Here is a 17,731-nt window from a genome sequence, read left to right as displayed (position 1 = left end):
GCAAAATGAGGTGTTAACATGATTAGAGGAATCATTATCGCTGTTCTCGGTGTCGCGATCGCCGCAACCGGATACTGGGGATATAAAGAGCATCAGGAAAAAGATGCGGTCCTTCTGCATGCGGAAAATAATTATCAGAGGGCTTTTCATGAATTGACGTACCATGTAGATCAGCTTCACGACAAAATCGGGACGACGCTTGCGATGAACAGTAAAAAATCTCTGTCTCCGGCGCTCATTGATGTATGGAGAATAACATCTGAAGCTCATAACAATGTGAGCCAGCTGCCCCTGACTCTCATGCCTTTTAATAAGACGGAGGAGTTTTTATCCAACATAGGAGATTTCAGCTATAAAACATCCGTCCGGGATTTAGACCAAAAACCGCTTGATAAGAAAGAATATACAACACTGAACAGCCTGTACAAACAGGCGGAGAACATTCAAAACCAGCTCCGCAGCGTTCAGCATCTCGTCATGAGCAAAAATTTACGGTGGATGGATGTTGAGATGGCGCTCGCCTCTGACAAAAAACAAAGCGATAATACGATCGTCGACAGCTTTAAAACAGTCGAAAAAAATGTAGGCGCTTTTTCTGAAGACAGCATCAGCCCCACATTTACGGGAGCAAATACAGAACGAAAAGGTTTTACGCATCTGAAAGGAAAACAAATTACGGAAAAAGAAGCGGTCAAAATCGCACAACGGTTTGCGCCTGATCATAATTATTCAATTAAAGTGGTCAAAAGCGGCAGGAAAACGAATCGGGACGTATACAGCATCCGCATGAAAGACGCGGACAACAAGTCTTTTATCTATATGGATATTACCCAAAAAGGCGGACATCCGGTCTATTTGATTCAAAAACGGGCCGTGAAGAAACAAAAGATCAGCCTCAATGAAGCATCTAACCGGGCCGTCGCGTTTTTAAAGAAAAATGGATATGAAACAAAAGGCCTCGAAATTGATGAAAGCGCGCAATATAATAACATCGGCGTCTTTTCTTTTATCCCCGTGGAGAAAAATGTCCGCATTTATCCGGAAGCCATCCGAATGAAAGTGGCGCTGGATGATGGTGAAGTCGTCGGTTTTTCCGCGCGTGATTACCTGGCCGCGCACCGCACGAGAACGATTCCGGCTCCCGCTTTGTCAGCTGATGAAGCGAAAGCGAAGCTGAATAAAAATGTTGAAGTGCGGGAGACCCGGCAGGCGCTGATCACGAATGAGCTCGGTCAGGAAGTGCTTTGCTACGAAATGCTCGGGACGATCGGGAAAGACACGTATCAAATGTTCATTAATGCGGACGACGGAAAAGAGGAAAAAATAGAAAAGTTAAAAAGTGCAGAACCTATATATAAAGACCTATAAAAATAAAGGAGGAAAGGACTAAAAGTCTTTTCCTTTTTTTCGTTACATGCTTTAATAAAAGCATAAATAATGAAAGAGTGAAGGCCCATGATAGCTGTCGGAGATTATATTTGGATTGAATACATAGAGAACAATGAGCCCAAAAAAGCAAGGAGCAAAGCAGTAAGCGTTGAAAACGGCGAACTGCACATCTCATATCCCGTCGATCTGGATTCGGGACGGACGGTCTTTTTGCATAAAGGATTGGAAATAACAGCGGAATTTATGGGGGATGGCCAAGTGCCGTATCAATTTAAAAGCATAATCAAAGGAAAGAAAAAAGACCCCATCCCGATGATCGGATTGGACATCCCCCCTCAGGAGGAAATGTAGCGGATTCAAAGACGCCGATACGTCCGTGCAGACGCAGTATTGGATGTATCCGTCAAAATGGAAGCGGAAAAAACCGCTTTTCAAACGGTTTCCTCTAATATCAGCGCCGGCGGAATCGCTGTTGTGATGCCTGAGCATATTTCCGCGGAACCAGGTGAAAAGCTGTATGTCTCATTTTCTCTTCCCGGCAAGGAAAATACAGCCGATATTACGGCCGAGGCTGTTACCCAGCGGATTTTTTATGATGAAAAGGCGGATAAACAAAAAATGACGCTTGAATTTGCAGAAATCGATCCCGCATCACAGCAGCTTTTACTCCAATATTGTATGCGCGCGCAGCTGCAGCAGAGAAGAAACAGTCTGTCGGAATAAACAGCAGCGCACTTTTCCATACTAATCCTAATGGAGGTGCGCGTGTATGAAAACGTTTGAACGTCTGCTGGTCAAATTGGTCTGCATTCAGCTTATCATTTTGGGCGCGGTGCAATTTTTGCTTCATTATCAGCCTATTGAACCTTATATTTCGAAAGCTGTGAAATATGAGGGAGTTGATAAAATGGAGAAAAAAGAATGGATTGAAACGGTAAAGCGGTAAATCAGCTCAATTTTTTCGCCCCTTTTCCGGCAGTTCATGATACAATCCATAGAGGAGAAAAGAGCAAGGAGAGAGATTATGGACAAGAAATTATCAATTGCGATCGACGGGCCGGCCGCTGCCGGAAAAAGCACCGTTGCTAAAATAGTGGCTGAGAAAAAATCATATGTGTACATTGATACAGGAGCGATGTATCGTGCCATTACATATACGGCGCTCAAGCAGAATGCCGATTTAACTGATGAAGCCGCGCTTACAGAGCTGCTGAAGCGTACGGAAATTGAGCTTGTATCCGTTCCGGAAGGACAAATCGTTCTGGTAAACGGAGAAGATGTGACAGAAGAAATCCGTAAAGACGAAGTCAGCAACCAAGTATCAATCGCCGCCAAGCATAAAGGTGTCAGAGAAGAAATGGTCAAAAGACAGCAGCAGCTCGGACAAAAAGGCGGTGTCGTCATGGACGGCCGTGATATCGGTACTCACGTGCTGCCTGATGCCGAAGTGAAAATTTTTCTGCTCGCGTCCGTAGAGGAAAGAGCGAAGCGCCGATATGAAGAGAATAAGAAAAAAGGCTATGACGTGAATTACGAGACGCTCATTGAAGAAATTGCCAGACGCGACAAACTCGATTCAGAGAGGGAAGTTTCCCCGCTGCGCAAAGCGGAAGACGCGATTGAAATCGATACGACGTCACTCAGCATTGCCGAAGTCGCGGGAAAAATTCTGGAGATCGTCGAACAGAAATCACGTTAACTTCGGGTCGAGCGCTTTATAATTTTTTTCGAAAGACAAGATGTTATTGCTTGACAAACCAGTCCATTTATTAGAAGTTAATACTAATAAAACTTTTTATTGATCATTCAAAATCTTTTTTGGATGATTCTTTAATACATATTCGGCTGAAAAGCGGACATGCACATGTTCAGCTTTCAAACCGTATTAATTAAGCTGTGTAGGTTTGGACCAAGGAGGTTATTCAAATGACAGAGGAAATGAATCAAATTGATGTTCAAGTGCCAGAGGTTGGAGATGTAGTAAAAGGGATTGTGACAAAGGTAGAGGACAAGCATGTAGATGTCGAAATTGTCAATGTCAAACAGTCCGGAATCATTCCAATCAGTGAATTATCAAGTCTTCATGTAGAGAAAGCATCGGATGTCGTAAAAGTTGACGACGAGCTTGACCTGAAAGTAACAAAAGTGGAAGACGATGCTTTGATTTTATCTAAACGTGCCGTTGATGCTGACCGCGCTTGGGAAGACCTTGAAAAAAAATTCGACACAAAAGAAGTGTTTGAAGCTGAAGTGAAAGATGTGGTGAAAGGCGGTCTCGTCGTTGATATCGGCGTTCGCGGCTTCATTCCCGCATCACTTGTCGAAGCTCATTTCGTCGAGGATTTCACTGACTATAAAGGGAAAACCCTCTCTCTTATCGTCGTTGAACTCGACCGTGATAAAAACCGGGTGATTCTGTCACACCGGGCTGTAGTGGAAAAAGAACAGACAGCCAAAAAGCATGATTTTCTCCAAACGCTTGAGGTTGGAAGCGTGCTTGAAGGAAAAGTGCAGCGTCTGACTGATTTCGGCGCATTTGTCGACATCGGCGGAATTGACGGGCTTGTTCATATTTCGCAGCTGTCTCATTCACACGTCGAAAAACCGTCTGACGTGGTGGAAGAAGGTCAGGACGTAAAAGTGAAAGTACTGTCCGTAGACCGCGATAACGAACGTATTTCTTTATCTATTAAAGAAACGCTGCCGGGACCTTGGAGCCAGGTCGGCGAAAAGGTAAAACAGGGAGATGTGCTTGAAGGAAAAGTGCAGCGCCTTGTAAGCTTCGGCGCCTTCGTTGAAATTCTTCCGGGCGTGGAAGGACTTGTGCACATTTCGCAAATTTCCAATAAACATATCGGAACGCCGCATGAAGTGCTTGAAGAAGGACAGACTGTTAAAGTGAAAGTGCTTGACGTGAACGAAAGCGAAGAGCGCATTTCCTTAAGCATGCGTGAGCTTGAAGAAGCGCCGAAAGCCGATCAGGAGGACTTCCGCCAATACCAGGCGAAAGAAGAGCCGAGCACCGGCTTCCAGCTTGGCGATTTAATCGGAGACAAGCTTAATAAATTAAAATAAATTGGTGATAAAACGTGACACGAGCAGAACGAAAAAGAGAACATATAAATCATGCGCTGTCTACCGGCCAAAACCGGGAAACGGGGCTTGATGATATTACGTTTGTTCATGTCAGCCTACCGAACCTAGCATTGGAAAAAGTGGATATATCAACGAAAATCGGCGGACTCACAAGCAGTTCGCCGATTTTTATCAATGCGATGACAGGCGGCGGCGGACAGCTTACATACGAAATTAACAGATCGCTGGCAAGAGCTGCGCGCAAAGCCGGCATGCCGCTGGCTGTCGGTTCGCAAATGTCAGCTTTAAAAGATCCCTCCGAACGGTGTTCTTATGAGATCGTCAGAAAAGAGAATCCGGACGGGCTGATATTTGCCAATTTAGGCAGCGAGGCGGATGCCGAGCAGGCGAAAATGGCAGTTGATATGATTCAAGCAGACGCCCTCCAGATTCATTTAAATGTGATTCAGGAGATCGTCATGCCAGAGGGTGACAGAAGCTTTACTGGCGCTCTCGGCCGTATTGAGCGGATTGCGGCGGAAGCGGGAGTTCCCGTTTTTGTCAAAGAAGTCGGCTTCGGAATGAGCAGGGAATCGGCACGGCAGTTATTTGATGCTGGCGCAGCAGCAGTTGATGCCGGCGGATACGGCGGTACAAATTTCTCTAAGATCGAAAATATGCGCAGAGAGAAGGCGCTTCAATTTTTTAATACGTGGGGAATTTCCACTGCCGCAAGCTTAGCGGAAATCCACTCGCTCTCCGCTGATCAATCAATTATCGCATCCGGCGGGCTGCAAAGTGCCCTGGATGTCGCCAAATCGATTGCCCTCGGCGCTTCCGGCGCGGGAATGGCGGGCACTTTCCTGAAAGCTCTCACCTCTAAAGGAGAAGAGGGCCTGTTTGACGAGATGACGGCGCTTTTGCAAGAGCTGAAAATGATTATGACCGCCCTCGGATGCCAATCGGTTTCCCAACTGCAAAAGGCGCCTTTGGTCATAAAAGGTGACACACATCACTGGCTTTCTGAACGGGGAATTGACACATCCCGTTTCAGCAGACGTTAAAAGGCATGCGAACCCGCATGCCTTTTTCTGTTTTTTACGATTTTCTTTTTCGGAATTCCCCGTTTTGCTCAAGGCTTGTCGCTCCTTTATGGTGAATCGAATCATCGCGATCAGATTCCACCCGGCGGGAGGCTTTCAGTTTTTTCTCCTGTCTGTCTTTTCCCATCCTTATCCGCTCCTTTCAGGCATAATTGGTTTAAAAAATGCGTTCCCGCTCCATACTGATCAGAGGAGGAGCGATTATGGAACCGTTTTATTATTACTGGTCAATGTGGTTTTTATGGATACTTGCGACTTTTATTTTTGCCAAAACGAAAAGCCGTTTTTACGTATCAGTCTTTATTTTGACTAATATGATGGCAAGCATACATCAGATTACGGCTTATTTTACGCTGAATGCGGCATATGTCATGTTTTTTGCTGCGGCATTTGTTTATGCGGGAAGCCTCGGCATGCATAAACGGCTCCGTAATATTGTGATTCATCTGACGGCGGCTGCGGCGTACGGCTTTATTTTTCTTTTTGCATTATATGATCCTGTTTGGTTTATCATAAAACCTGAATGGGCGGCGGTTATACTGCTTACCGTTATTACGCTTTCCGTTGAGGGGCGGTTCCCTGAGAGGCTTTGTCTTTTTGTTCTCGGCATGTGCCAGGGGGAGCTATTGTATGCTGCGGTCATCCGCAATATTGCGGGTGCTGCAGCCGTCGGGGATTATAAATGGCTTTCAGGCTGTTCGGCGGGAGTGATTCTTCTCGTCGGGCTGACTACATATGAACAGCTTGCGGCGCGCATCAGCCAAAAAAGCAAAAAGCAGGGCAAAGGAGCGACAAAAATGTCTTGAAAACAGACGGAGACTGTTACATGAATGCGAAACATTTTGAAGAATACATTGTGATCTCAGTGAAAACTGATATAATAAATGAGTTAAGCCCTTCTGTTTGAAGGGTTCTTTTCATAGCGAAGATGATTTTTAATAACCGGTTGAACAATTTTTTGTGAAAATGTAAGCGGCTGGATTGAAAGGAAGGGTACTATGGGTAAACCTGTCGTAGCCATTGTCGGAAGACCGAATGTGGGAAAATCCACAATCTTTAACCGGATTGCGGGTGAAAGAATTTCAATAGTAGAAGATACCCCCGGAGTGACGCGGGACCGGATATACAGTTCGGCGGAATGGCTGAATTATGATTTTAACCTGATTGATACGGGCGGAATTGATATCGGAGACGAACCGTTTCTGACACAGATCCGCCAGCAGGCTGAAATCGCCATGGACGAGGCTGATGTGATCATCTTTATGGTGAACGGCCGCGAAGGTGTTACGTCTGCGGATGAAGAAGTGGCGAAAATACTGTACCGGACGAAAAAACCGGTCGTATTAGCCGTTAATAAATTAGATAATACCGAAATGAGAGCGAACATCTATGACTTTTATGCGCTCGGCTTTGGAGAACCGTATCCGATTTCGGGCACACACGGTTTAGGATTGGGAGATTTGCTCGATGCTTGTGCCGAGCATTTTAAAAACATTCCGGAGACGAAGTACAGTGATGATGTCGTTCAATTCTGCCTGATCGGCCGCCCGAATGTCGGAAAATCATCCCTTGTCAATGCGATGCTCGGCGAAGAGCGGGTTATCGTGAGCAACGTAGCCGGAACGACTAGAGACGCTGTGGATACGGCGTTCACCTACAATCAGCAGGAATTTGTAATCGTTGACACGGCGGGAATGAGAAAAAAGGGTAAAGTATATGAAACAACAGAAAAATACAGTGTGCTTCGGGCGTTAAAAGCCATTGACCGCTCAGACGTCGTCGGCGTTGTGCTGAATGCAGAAGAAGGCATCCTTGAGCAGGACAAGCGGATCGCCGGATACGCCCATGAAGCCGGGAAAGCCGTCGTCATTATCGTAAACAAATGGGATGCCGTTGATAAAGACGAGCGCACGATGAAAGAATTTGAACAGAATATTCGGGAACATTTCCAATTTCTCGATTACGCGCCGGTGCTGTTTATGTCGGCACTGACGACAAAGCGGATTCATACACTCATGCCTGCGATTATTAAAGCGAGTGAAAACCACTCTCTCCGCGTGCAGACAAATGTCTTAAATGATGTCATTATGGATGCGGTCGCCATGAATCCAACTCCGACGCACAACGGCTCCCGTCTGAAAATTTATTATGCGACTCAAGTCGCTGTTAAGCCGCCGAGCTTCGTTGTTTTTGTCAACGATCCGGAACTGATGCATTTTTCTTATGAACGCTTTTTAGAAAACCGAATCCGGGACGCTTTCGGATTTGAAGGTACGCCAATTAAAATATTTGCAAGAGCAAGAAAATAAAAAGGTGTGATACAGAGATGAAAAAAGTGGCAATGCTTGGAGCGGGAAGCTGGGGCACTGCACTTTCTTTAGTGCTGGCTGATAACGGACATCAAGTCATGATGTGGGGACACCGTGCCGAATTGATCGATCAAATCAACGAACTGCATGAAAACAAAGATTACCTGCCGGGGGTGGAGCTATCAAGTTCTATCATCGGTACAGCTGATTTAAGCGAGGCTTTAAAAGGAGCTGACTTCATCATTGTGGCAGTTCCGACAAAAGCCATTCGGGAAGTGCTGAAAAAGGCTCTGCCGTACATCCCGAAACAATCGATTTTTGTTCATGTCAGCAAGGGAATTGAGCCGGATTCGCTTCTCCGTATTTCAGAATTAATGGAAGAGGAGCTGCCTGAGGAGTACAGAAAAGACATCGTCGTGCTTTCAGGGCCGAGCCACGCTGAGGAAGTCGGATTAAGACACCCGACGACTGTTACATCATCTTCAAAAAATATCAAGGCTGCAGAAGCGGTTCAGGATTTATTCATGAACCAGCATTTCCGCGTCTATACCAATCCGGATATGATCGGTGTGGAAATAGGGGGAGCGTTAAAGAATATCATCGCTCTTGCAGCGGGGATTACAGACGGATTGGGATACGGAGATAATGCAAAAGCGGCCTTAATCACCCGAGGTCTTGCTGAAATCGCCAGACTCGGCACAAAGATGGGCGGAAATCCGCTCACCTTTTCCGGCCTGACCGGCGTAGGCGATTTAATCGTGACGTGTACAAGCGTTCATTCCCGAAACTGGCGCGCCGGCAACCTGCTCGGCAAAGGATATAAGCTGGAAGCTGTCCTGGATAAGATGGGGATGGTTGTTGAAGGCGTGCGGACGACGAAAGCTGCGTATCAGCTGTCTCAAAAATACCAAGTGAAAATGCCGATCACAGAGGCGCTTCACCAAGTATTATTTAACGGGCAGAAGGTAGAAACGGCCGTAGAATCCTTAATGGCCAGAGTGAAAACCCATGAGATGGAAGACTTGGTCAACACATTCGAAAACCGGGTGAAGTGACAATAACATGCCGTCAGCATATTCTGAAGTGACGAAAGTCCAAAACGCAGAACTCTCCGGCTGAAATCGCTTAAAACATTTGCTGATTTAGGCAGAAGAGGATGCAGACGTATGCATCTGCGCATACTATAGCATCGAAGTCCAAGAGAGTGTATCTCAGACGTACAGGTGAATATAGTCAACTTGACTGAAGCAAAGTCCCCCTCTTTGCTTCAGTTTTTTTTTGTTTTTTCAATAGATGGAAAACCTGTTGATCTTTTCAACATTTGTATATTAAAATGAAATATAACGCTTACAATGATGGGACGGGGGGCACGAACGTGAGTGTGGCATTGATGAAAATGTGGTTTGCGCTTGGTGCTATGGGATTAATGTTTGTTGCGGTGGCCTCTATTTATGTCAGCAGGTACAAAGTGAAAAACAAACTGATAAAAGCAGCGGTTTCTTCACTCGCTTATGCCTGCATGGTCATCTCGGGATTGATCGTGTTAATGGTCGTTTTCAGCGGGCCTGTCAATGAATAAAGCAAAAAGGGGGCGCGGAATGCATAAGTTAAAAATGGCCGTCATAACGGCAATGGCGGTGCTCCTGCTGTCCGGCTGTCTGTACCCTGAAGCGGAAAAAACTGAAAATAAAGTATCTTACAAACATCAGCTTCAGCAGGTGCAAGCGGCAGTGGATGAATTTAAAAAGGCGAACGGCGGACTTCTGCCGATTCAGACAAAAGATATGAAAACACCGCTCTATCAAAAATATCCGATAGATTTTAAGCGGCTCGCGCCCAGATACATAGAGGAGCCGCCGGCCTCAGCTTATGAAAGCGGGGGAATGTACCAATACGTGCTTGTCGATGTGGAACATAAGCCGACCGTCAAGCTGGTCGATCTCCAAATGGCGGAAGCAATCCGCGACATGAAGCTGCGTGTCAAAATGTATCAGGAAAAGCATACATATCCTCCCTATGAGGACGCCGTTTCAAAAGGGCTGTTCACTTTAAATAAAAAAAAGCTCGGCATGAAAGACTCTCCTTCAGTCAAAAGTCCGGTTTCAGGCACGTCTCTGCCGCTTTTAATCGGTGCTGACGGAGAAATCTATGCCGACTATCGCGTCGATCTCGCCCGCTGCCTGAAGGAAAACAAAAAGAAAATCAAACCGGGCGCGGAAATTCAAGATATTTTATGGAAAGAGACTCCTTTCGTCCCGGCCTTTTCAGTCACATACACCGTAAATGAAAAACAGGAACCCGTTTTTTTAGAAAGTCAAACGAAACAGGAATGAACCTTTTTCCCGCGCATACAAATAGGGAGAAAGGTTTTTTTGATTTTGATAGAAAAGACTGCCTGAAAATTTTCTAAAGATGTCATATTGAAATAGGACAACGTCATACACATATAGTGTCCTGTATTTGATTGGAGAATGGTGAATGAAAAATGATAAGGATAGGAAGTCCGGGAGGGGATCACTTGGAAAAGGTCGATATTTTCAAGGATATCGCTGAACGAACAGGGGGCGATATATACTTAGGAGTCGTTGGCGCTGTCCGTACAGGGAAATCTACATTCATTAAAAAATTTATGGAGCTCGTGGTGCTCCCGAATATCAGCAATGAGGCCGATCGAGCGCGGGCGCAGGATGAGCTTCCGCAAAGCGCAGCAGGAAAAACGATAATGACCACAGAACCAAAATTTGTCCCGAATCAAGCCATGTCCGTTCATGTCGCGGAAGGACTTGATGTCAACATCCGTCTTGTGGATTGTGTGGGATATACGGTTCCCGGGGCGAAGGGATATGAGGATGAAAACGGCCCGAGAATGATCAATACACCTTGGTACGAAGAACCGATTCCCTTTCATGAGGCAGCGGAAATCGGTACGAGAAAAGTCATCCAGGAACACTCCACAATCGGGGTCGTCATTACGACAGACGGCTCAATCGGCGATATTGCGCGGGGCGATTACGTGGAAGCGGAAGAAAGAGTCATCGACGAGCTGAAGGAAGTCGGCAAACCGTTTATTATGGTCATCAACTCGGTAAAACCGTACCACCCGGAAACAGAAGCGCTCAGAGCTGAATTAAGCGCGAAATATGATATTCCCGTCCTCGCCATGAGTGTTGAAAGCATGCGGGAAACAGATGTGTTAAGCGTCCTCAGAGAAGCGCTTTACGAGTTCCCTGTGCTGGAAGTCAATGTCAACCTTCCGAGCTGGGTCATGGTGCTGAAAGAAAATCACTGGCTCAGAGAGAGCTACCAGGAATCAGTGAAAGAAACCGTAAAAGATATTAAACGCCTGCGCGATGTCGACCGGGTTGTCGGCCACTTCAGTGAATTTGAGTTTATTGAAAGCGCCGGTCTGGCCGGAATCGAACTTGGCCAGGGTGTCGCAGAAATTGATTTGTATGCGCCGGATCATTTATATGACCAGATTTTAAAAGAAGTTGTCGGTGTTGAAATCCGCGGGAAAGACCACCTGCTTGAATTAATGCAGGACTTCGCCCACGCGAAAAAAGAATATGATCAGGTATCAGATGCGCTGAAAATGGTGAAACAGACCGGCTACGGCATTGCCGCCCCGGCCTTAGCCGATATGAGCCTTGATGAACCGGAAATCATCAGACAGGGATCAAGGTTCGGAGTAAGGCTCAAAGCGGTCGCTCCGTCCATTCATATGATCAAAGTGGATGTGGAAAGTGAATTCGCGCCGATCATCGGGACGGAAAAACAAAGTGAAGAACTTGTCCGTTACTTAATGCAGGACTTTGAAGATGATCCGCTTTCTATCTGGAACTCCGATATTTTCGGCAGATCATTGAGCTCTATCGTAAGAGAAGGAATCTCCGCAAAACTGTCACTCATGCCGGAAAATGCGAGATATAAACTGAAAGAAACGCTGGAGAGAATTATTAACGAAGGCTCAGGCGGCCTGATCGCCATTATTTTGTAAGCTGAAGGACCTCTTCCTGAAACGGGGGGTCTTTTTTTATTCTTTTTAGATACTGGAAATCAATCAAGGATTAGGAGGAAAAAAGCAAAAAAAGGAATATTTGTTCGGTAAAACACGTGAAAACCTTGACGAGCAAGGGATTGAGGCTTTAAAATGCTTGATATGGCTTTTTATATGTGTTACTCTACATACAGAAAATCTTCACTTTGTTGGACAAACATTCCTCAAAGTGTCTGTTTTCTTTTGAAAAGCCGTTTACTTGTCTGTTCTTCCCTGCTTTGATTTTTTATCAGACAGGTTTAGAATCAGGCTGAACTGTGAAGAAATGATAATAAACTGCTGATTTGATACCCTTTTGGGAGGAGGTGAAAGGCATGAACAAGACAGAACTAATCAATGCGGTTGCTGAAGCAAGCGAATTGTCTAAAAAAGACGCTACAAAAGCAGTTGATTCTGTTTTTGATACGATTTTAGATGCACTTAAAAACGGTGATAAAATCCAACTGATCGGTTTCGGTAACTTTGAGGTGCGCGAGCGCTCTGCACGTAAAGGACGTAACCCGCAAACAGGTGAAGAAATCGAAATCCCTGCAAGCAAGGTACCTGCTTTCAAACCAGGTAAAGCTCTTAAAGACGCTGTTGCAGGAAAATAATTGTGAATATAGATCGTGTATGCATCTGATACATACACTTTGTTTCTTCACAGAAAAGCCCCTTGATAAAGGGGCTTTTCATATTTAAGCAGCCTCGGTCACCGGGCAGGACTTTCGTTTTGCTTTTGGCGCGGCAAATGTGCTAGAATCGAAATTAAATGTATTCAATGGTGGAGGACACAGACAATGAAAGAAGTTAATAAAGAACAGATTGAACAGGCGGTTCGCCAGATTTTAGAGGCGATTGGAGAAGACCCGGACCGGGAAGGGCTTTTAGATACGCCGAAACGCGTGGCAAAAATGTACGCGGAAGTATTCTCGGGATTAAATGAAGACCCGAAAGAACACTTTAAAACCGTTTTCGGAGAAGACCATGAGGAGCTTGTTCTTGTAAAAGATATCGCGTTTCATTCCATGTGTGAACATCACCTTGTTCCTTTTTACGGAAAAGCGCATATTGCCTACATTCCGCGCGGCGGAAAAGTGACGGGCCTGAGTAAATTGGCGCGGGCGGTGGAAGCCGTCTCAAAACGCCCGCAGCTGCAGGAGCGCATCACTTCAACGATTGCAGAAAGCATCGTAGAGACCTTAGATCCCCACGGCGTCATGGTTGTCGTCGAAGCTGAGCATATGTGCATGACGATGAGGGGCGTAAGAAAGCCGGGTGCAAAAACAGTGACTTCCGCTGTAAGAGGTATTTTTAAAGATGACGCAGCGGCGCGTTCCGAAGTGTTAGAACATATTAAACGTGCGGATTAATAATGATAGAGGGTGCAGATATGAATTCAAAGCATTCAAGTGATTTTGTCGTCATTAAAGCGGTCGAGGACGGCGTGAACGTCATCGGTTTAACGAGAGGAACGGATACGAAATTTCACCATTCCGAAAAACTGGACAAAGGCGAAGTGATTATCGCTCAGTTTACTGAGCATACCTCTGCCATCAAAGTGAGAGGCAACGCCCTCATCCAGACCGCTTACGGAGAAATGAACAGCGAAAAAAAATAAGCCGGCTGTTTCCCGCTTTTGCCAAATGCCCGCAAACGGCGGGAGAATACAGCCAATTTCTTTTTTTTATGCTATAATGATACCTGCGTATAATAATGACGAGTAAATCTCATACATATTAGAATAAATGTGAATTTGGGGACAAGGGTGATATTTTTGCAAGACATCTACGGAACTTTAGCGAATCTAAATATGAAATTAAAACAAAAGCTGTCTCATCCTTATTTAGCGAAACATATTTCTGCGCCTAAAATCGATGAGGATAAGCTTCTTCTTTTTCACGCTTTGTTTGAAGAGGCGGACATTAAGAACAACGACAGAGAAAATTACATAGTAACTGCGATGCTTGTCCAAAGCGCCCTTGATACCCACGATGAAGTGACAACAGCCAGAGCGTTAAAGCGAGACGAAAATAAAAACCGGCAGCTCACCGTGCTTGCCGGCGACTATTTCAGCGGACTGTATTATTCGCTTTTATCTGAAATGAAGGATATCTATATGATTCGGACGCTCGCTACGGCAATTAAAGAAATCAATGAGCATAAAATCCGTCTGTACGATCGGTCTGTTAATGACTTGAATCAATTGATCGAAAGCATGGCGATTGTGGAAGCGGCCCTGTTTCACAGAGTGTCAGACCACTTTAATCTTCCGCGCTGGAAAGAGCTGGCGAGTGATTTTTTTGTATATAAGCGGCTGATGAACGGCAATGCTATATTTCTCGATGTCATCGGCAATATTGTAAAGTCAGGGAAATCAAAGGCTGACATAATGGAAGATAGCTTCCGAAAGGCAAAGCAAAGCATTGAAACGCTGCTGCCGCTCAATTCACCAATCCAAAACCTAATGCTGAACCGGCTTAAAGCGATCAGCCAGGACAAAACATATCATCAGAAAGTGGAAGAAGGGTAATCAACATGCAGGAGTCAAAAGAACAGCGCGTACACGGCGTGTTTGAAAAAATCTATAAAAATTATGACCAAATGAACTCTGTTATCAGTTTTCAGCAGCATAAAAAATGGCGCGATAAAACGATGCAGATCATGAATGTAAAAGAAGGCGCAAAAGCGCTTGATGTCTGCTGCGGAACGGCTGACTGGACGATTGCCCTCGCAGAAGCGGCCGGAAAAAGCGGCGAAATCAAAGGACTGGATTTCAGCAAAAATATGCTGAGCATCGGTGAGAAAAAAGTGAAAGAGGGCGGTTACAGCCAAATTGAGCTTTTGCACGGAAATGCGATGGAGCTTCCTTTCGCTGATGATTCTTTTGATTTTGTCACCATCGGCTTCGGGCTGCGGAACGTTCCCGACTATCTGACCGTGCTGAAAGAAATGCGGCGGGTCGTCAAACCGGGCGGGCAGGTTGTATGTCTGGAAACATCCCAGCCGGAAATGTTCGGATTCAGACAGGCATATTTTCTTTATTTTAAATACATCATGCCTTTCTTCGGAAAAATGTTTGCGAAGAGCTATAAAGAATATTCTTGGCTTCAAGAATCGGCAAGAGAATTTCCCGGTATGAAAGAGCTTGCGCGTCTGTTTGAAGAAGCGGGCCTGACGAATGTCAAATACCATTCGTTTACCGGCGGAGTGGCCGCTACGCATATCGGTTGGAAATGATGAATATACAGATGTTTGGGTGAATGATATGAAATTTAAAATGGCCTATTCTTTTTTAAATGACGATATTGATGTGATCGAAAGGGAGCTTGAGCAAACGGTGCGGTCAGACTATCCTTTGCTGAGTGAAGCCGGGCTCCATCTGCTCCAGGCGGGCGGCAAGCGGATCCGCCCTGTTTTCGTATTGCTTTCCGGCATGTTCGGCGACTATGACATTAATAAAATAAAATATGTTGCGGTGACGCTGGAAATGATTCATATGGCGTCCCTCGTGCATGACGACGTCATTGATGACGCCGAGCTGCGGAGGGGAAAACCGACCATCAAAGCCAAGTGGGACAACCGCATCGCCATGTATACCGGTGATTATATGCTTGCGGGCTCACTTGAGATGATGACGAGATTGGATGAGCCGAAAGCCCACCGGATCCTGTCCAAAACCATCGTAGAAGTATGCCTCGGAGAAATTGAACAGATCAGAGATAAATACAATATGGAACAAAACCTCAGAACCTATTTGCGCCGCATCAAACGGAAAACGGCTCTTCTCATTGCCGTCAGCTGCCAGCTCGGCGCCATCGCTTCGGGAGCTGATGAGAAGATTCACAAAGCATTATATTGGTTCGGTTATTACGTGGGCATGTCCTATCAGATTATTGACGACATTCTTGATTTCACTTCAACGGAAGAGGAACTGGGAAAACCGGTCGGAGGGGATCTGCTGCAAGGAAATGTCACTCTGCCCGTTTTGTACGCGCTCCGTCAGCCTGAATTGAAAAATCAGCTGAAATTAATTAACAGTGAAACAACACAGGAGCAGCTCGCCCCCATTATTGAAAATATTAAACGCACAGACGCGATTGAAAAATCAATGGCCGTCAGTGACAGGTACTTAAAAAAAGCGTTTGAAAAACTGAATACACTGCCGAGAGGACGTGCGCGCTCATCATTGGCCGCCATCGCCAAATATATCGGCAAACGGAAATTTTAAATTCCTTTTTACGAACAAGATGTGAACATTCTCCGCCCTGGATTGATTAATTGTCAGAAAGATGTTACGATTTCGGTGTGCAACTTGAAAGCCTATACATAATGATGGGGTGGAGAATCTTATGGAAAAAACTTTTATCATGGTAAAACCGGACGGCGTACAGCGCCAGCTGATCGGAGAGATTTTATCCAGATTTGAGCGTAAGGGCTTACAATTGGCAGGAGCCAAGCTAATGCAAGTTTCAGAACAGATGGCTGAAACCCATTATGCTGAACATAAAGGGAAGCCGTTTTTCGGCGAGCTTGTGGAATTCATTACATCAGGACCCGTATTTGCAATGGTATGGGAAGGGGAAAATGTAGTAGAGATCACAAGACAGCTGATCGGAAAAACGAACCCGAAAGATGCACTGCCGGGCACAATCCGCGGTGACTACGGCATGTTTGTCGGCAAAAATATCATTCACGGTTCAGACTCCTTAGAAAGCGCTGAGCGGGAAATTCACATTTTCTTTAAACAGGAAGAGCTTGTACCGTATCAAAAATTAATGGCCGACTGGGTGTACTAAGCCGTCAGCCTTTCTTTTTCTCGTATTATGAAAAGGTTTACATCATTTATGAAAGACAGAGGCTGCGCTGCCCTGTCTTTTCGTTTCTCACAAATCAGCCCGCGGGCTGATTTTTTTATTGAAATCGTACAATTTCGACAGAAAACAGGCTATACTAGGACAAAAGACAGCGAGATTGGGAGAGAAGCAATGGAGCCTTACGACATTTTTATCACCAAGTGGAAACAAATAACCGGCGTTGATTTATCTTTATACAAAGAAGCACAGATGAAAAGGCGGCTGACGTCCCTTTATGAAAAGAAGGGGTTCAGAGATTTTCAGGAATTTGCCGCCGCTTTGGAAAAGGACAAGCTTTTATTAAATGAAACATTGGACAGAATGACGATCAATGTTTCTGAATTTTACCGAAATTATAAACGGTGGGAAGTTCTTGAAACCTCAATTCTCCCATTAATAAAGCATAACAAACCGTTAAAAATATGGAGTGCGGCCTGTTCAACGGGAGAGGAGCCCTATACTTTGGCGATGATTCTCAATCAGCAGACGGGACTGGCCGGATTTGATATATTGGCGACAGATATTGATGAAAAGGCGCTGAGCAAAGCCAAGCGGGGCATCTATCAGGAACGCTCGCTTCAAGAGGTGCCGGCTTCCGTGAAAAGCCGTTATTTCACTAAGCAGGCTGACAACAGTTATCAAGTAAAACAAGAGATTCAGAACAACATCCGGTTTAAGCGGCACAACCTGCTTGCCGACAGCTATGAACAGGATTTTGATCTGATCGTCTGCCGCAACGTCTTTATTTATTTTACTGAAAAAGCAAAAGAAGAGCTGTATGTGAAAATGGCGGGCAGTCTGAAAAAGAACGGAATTCTGTTTGTCGGCAGTACAGAACAAATTTTCAGCCCGGAAAAATTCGGCCTTGAGAGCACTGATACATTTTTTTATCAAAAAAGATAGAAGACATTTAATGAAAACTTGTGGTATAGTTTTACTTAAAAGCGTTAATGCGATGAAGGG

20 protein-coding genes and 1 pseudogene are annotated in these 17,731 nt (G+C 45.3%); 20 read left to right on the top strand and 1 reads right to left on the bottom strand.

Annotated features, from left to right (window positions below; all coding sequences use genetic code 11):
- Positions 1–18: 18 nt before the first annotated feature.
- The 6 genes and pseudogenes from ypeB (at position 19) to fni (ending at position 5,528) form a co-directional block, all read left to right on the top strand.
- Positions 19–1,368: a germination protein YpeB gene (gene ypeB / locus ACKTRM_RS10745; protein WP_007409448.1), complete on the top strand. Its 1,350-nt coding sequence runs from the start codon at positions 19–21 to the stop codon at positions 1,366–1,368.
- Positions 1,369–1,455: 87 nt separating this feature from the next.
- A pseudogene (locus ACKTRM_RS10740) lies at positions 1,456–2,112 on the top strand (flagellar brake protein).
- A 46-nt stretch (positions 2,113–2,158) separates the two neighbouring features.
- On the top strand, positions 2,159–2,335 hold the full coding sequence (locus ACKTRM_RS10735) for a YpfB family protein (protein ID WP_003153420.1): 177 nt from the start codon (positions 2,159–2,161) through the stop codon (positions 2,333–2,335).
- Between the two features lie 78 nt (positions 2,336–2,413).
- Positions 2,414–3,088, top strand: a complete 675-nt coding sequence (gene cmk, locus ACKTRM_RS10730; protein WP_007409450.1) for a (d)CMP kinase — start codon at positions 2,414–2,416, stop codon at positions 3,086–3,088.
- Positions 3,089–3,315: 227 nt separating this feature from the next.
- Positions 3,316–4,464 (top strand): 30S ribosomal protein S1, encoded by a 1,149-nt coding sequence (rpsA, locus tag ACKTRM_RS10725; RefSeq protein WP_007612259.1) that lies wholly within the window; start codon positions 3,316–3,318, stop codon positions 4,462–4,464.
- 14 nt (positions 4,465–4,478) lie between these two features.
- Positions 4,479–5,528 (top strand): type 2 isopentenyl-diphosphate Delta-isomerase, encoded by a 1,050-nt coding sequence (gene fni / locus ACKTRM_RS10720; protein ID WP_012117871.1) that lies wholly within the window; start codon positions 4,479–4,481, stop codon positions 5,526–5,528.
- A gap of 34 nt (positions 5,529–5,562) precedes the next feature.
- Here the strand turns inward: fni and ACKTRM_RS10715 are convergent, their stop codons facing one another.
- Complete coding sequence (locus tag ACKTRM_RS10715; RefSeq protein WP_003153429.1) at positions 5,563–5,694, bottom strand: YpzI family protein; 132 nt, start codon at positions 5,692–5,694, stop codon at positions 5,563–5,565.
- A 76-nt stretch (positions 5,695–5,770) separates the two neighbouring features.
- Here ACKTRM_RS10715 and ACKTRM_RS10710 point away from each other — a divergent pair, with 76 nt between their 5' ends.
- The 14 genes from ACKTRM_RS10710 to ACKTRM_RS10645 all read left to right on the top strand — a co-directional run bounded on the left by ACKTRM_RS10710 (position 5,771) and on the right by ACKTRM_RS10645 (position 17,671).
- Positions 5,771–6,373 (top strand): YphA family membrane protein, encoded by a 603-nt coding sequence (locus tag ACKTRM_RS10710; protein WP_012117870.1) that lies wholly within the window; start codon positions 5,771–5,773, stop codon positions 6,371–6,373.
- A gap of 192 nt (positions 6,374–6,565) precedes the next feature.
- Positions 6,566–7,876 (top strand): ribosome biogenesis GTPase Der, encoded by a 1,311-nt coding sequence (gene der / locus ACKTRM_RS10705; protein ID WP_003153433.1) that lies wholly within the window; start codon positions 6,566–6,568, stop codon positions 7,874–7,876.
- A gap of 17 nt (positions 7,877–7,893) precedes the next feature.
- Positions 7,894–8,931 (top strand): NAD(P)H-dependent glycerol-3-phosphate dehydrogenase, encoded by a 1,038-nt coding sequence (locus ACKTRM_RS10700; protein WP_003153434.1) that lies wholly within the window; start codon positions 7,894–7,896, stop codon positions 8,929–8,931.
- Between the two features lie 320 nt (positions 8,932–9,251).
- Positions 9,252–9,455 (top strand): DUF2768 domain-containing protein, encoded by a 204-nt coding sequence (locus ACKTRM_RS10695; RefSeq protein ID WP_003153435.1) that lies wholly within the window; start codon positions 9,252–9,254, stop codon positions 9,453–9,455.
- Between the two features lie 19 nt (positions 9,456–9,474).
- A complete protein-coding gene (locus ACKTRM_RS10690) occupies positions 9,475–10,209 on the top strand; it encodes a hypothetical protein (protein ID WP_012117868.1) in 735 nt (244 codons plus the stop codon).
- Positions 10,210–10,394: 185 nt separating this feature from the next.
- Entirely contained in the window at positions 10,395–11,873 is a 1,479-nt protein-coding gene (spoIVA, locus tag ACKTRM_RS10685) for a stage IV sporulation protein A (protein ID WP_007409454.1), read from the top strand.
- Between the two features lie 374 nt (positions 11,874–12,247).
- On the top strand, positions 12,248–12,526 hold the full coding sequence (gene hbs / locus ACKTRM_RS10680; protein WP_003153447.1) for a non-specific DNA-binding protein Hbs: 279 nt from the start codon (positions 12,248–12,250) through the stop codon (positions 12,524–12,526).
- A gap of 186 nt (positions 12,527–12,712) precedes the next feature.
- On the top strand, positions 12,713–13,285 hold the full coding sequence (gene folE / locus ACKTRM_RS10675; RefSeq protein WP_003153448.1) for a GTP cyclohydrolase I FolE: 573 nt from the start codon (positions 12,713–12,715) through the stop codon (positions 13,283–13,285).
- A 20-nt stretch (positions 13,286–13,305) separates the two neighbouring features.
- Positions 13,306–13,533: a trp RNA-binding attenuation protein MtrB gene (mtrB, locus tag ACKTRM_RS10670; protein ID WP_003153449.1), complete on the top strand. Its 228-nt coding sequence runs from the start codon at positions 13,306–13,308 to the stop codon at positions 13,531–13,533.
- 156 nt (positions 13,534–13,689) lie between these two features.
- A complete protein-coding gene (gene hepS / locus ACKTRM_RS10665; RefSeq protein ID WP_015240105.1) occupies positions 13,690–14,445 on the top strand; it encodes a heptaprenyl diphosphate synthase component 1 in 756 nt (251 codons plus the stop codon).
- A 5-nt stretch (positions 14,446–14,450) separates the two neighbouring features.
- A complete protein-coding gene (menG, locus tag ACKTRM_RS10660; RefSeq protein WP_003153453.1) occupies positions 14,451–15,152 on the top strand; it encodes a demethylmenaquinone methyltransferase in 702 nt (233 codons plus the stop codon).
- A 28-nt stretch (positions 15,153–15,180) separates the two neighbouring features.
- A complete protein-coding gene (hepT, locus tag ACKTRM_RS10655; protein WP_003153454.1) occupies positions 15,181–16,143 on the top strand; it encodes a heptaprenyl diphosphate synthase component II in 963 nt (320 codons plus the stop codon).
- 121 nt (positions 16,144–16,264) lie between these two features.
- Complete coding sequence (gene ndk / locus ACKTRM_RS10650; protein ID WP_012117865.1) at positions 16,265–16,711, top strand: nucleoside-diphosphate kinase; 447 nt, start codon at positions 16,265–16,267, stop codon at positions 16,709–16,711.
- A 189-nt stretch (positions 16,712–16,900) separates the two neighbouring features.
- Positions 16,901–17,671, top strand: coding sequence for a protein-glutamate O-methyltransferase (locus ACKTRM_RS10645; RefSeq protein ID WP_012117864.1), 771 nt, complete (start codon positions 16,901–16,903; stop codon positions 17,669–17,671).
- The last annotated feature ends 60 nt before the right edge of the window (positions 17,672–17,731 follow it).

The sequence above is a fragment of the Bacillus sp. D7-8 genome (assembly GCF_052055895.1).
Lineage (GTDB): Bacteria > Bacillota > Bacilli > Bacillales > Bacillaceae > Bacillus > Bacillus velezensis.
Note: the sequence above shows the minus strand (reverse complement) of the source record. Positions and strands in the feature narration are given on the sequence as shown.

Bases quoted from the DNA above. Each gene is read 5' to 3' on its own strand.
- ACKTRM_RS10690 (WP_012117868.1), top strand. From the start codon at position 9,475: ATGCATAAGTTAAAAATGGCCGTCATAACGGCAATGGCGGTGCTCCTG.
- rpsA (WP_007612259.1), top strand. From the start codon at position 3,316: ATGACAGAGGAAATGAATCAAATTGATGTTCAAGTGCCAGAGGTTGGA.
- ACKTRM_RS10700 (WP_003153434.1), top strand. From the start codon at position 7,894: ATGAAAAAAGTGGCAATGCTTGGAGCGGGAAGCTGGGGCACTGCACTT.
- folE (WP_003153448.1), top strand. From the start codon at position 12,713: ATGAAAGAAGTTAATAAAGAACAGATTGAACAGGCGGTTCGCCAGATT.
- ACKTRM_RS10735 (WP_003153420.1), top strand. From the start codon at position 2,159: ATGAAAACGTTTGAACGTCTGCTGGTCAAATTGGTCTGCATTCAGCTT.
- ypeB (WP_007409448.1), top strand. From the start codon at position 19: ATGATTAGAGGAATCATTATCGCTGTTCTCGGTGTCGCGATCGCCGCA.
- ACKTRM_RS10715 (WP_003153429.1), bottom strand. From the start codon at position 5,694: ATGGGAAAAGACAGACAGGAGAAAAAACTGAAAGCCTCCCGCCGGGTG.
- mtrB (WP_003153449.1), top strand. From the start codon at position 13,306: ATGAATTCAAAGCATTCAAGTGATTTTGTCGTCATTAAAGCGGTCGAG.
- menG (WP_003153453.1), top strand. From the start codon at position 14,451: ATGCAGGAGTCAAAAGAACAGCGCGTACACGGCGTGTTTGAAAAAATC.
- hepT (WP_003153454.1), top strand. From the start codon at position 15,181: ATGAAATTTAAAATGGCCTATTCTTTTTTAAATGACGATATTGATGTG.
- cmk (WP_007409450.1), top strand. From the start codon at position 2,414: ATGGACAAGAAATTATCAATTGCGATCGACGGGCCGGCCGCTGCCGGA.
- der (WP_003153433.1), top strand. From the start codon at position 6,566: ATGGGTAAACCTGTCGTAGCCATTGTCGGAAGACCGAATGTGGGAAAA.
- ndk (WP_012117865.1), top strand. From the start codon at position 16,265: ATGGAAAAAACTTTTATCATGGTAAAACCGGACGGCGTACAGCGCCAG.
- hbs (WP_003153447.1), top strand. From the start codon at position 12,248: ATGAACAAGACAGAACTAATCAATGCGGTTGCTGAAGCAAGCGAATTG.
- ACKTRM_RS10710 (WP_012117870.1), top strand. From the start codon at position 5,771: ATGGAACCGTTTTATTATTACTGGTCAATGTGGTTTTTATGGATACTT.
- ACKTRM_RS10645 (WP_012117864.1), top strand. From the start codon at position 16,901: ATGGAGCCTTACGACATTTTTATCACCAAGTGGAAACAAATAACCGGC.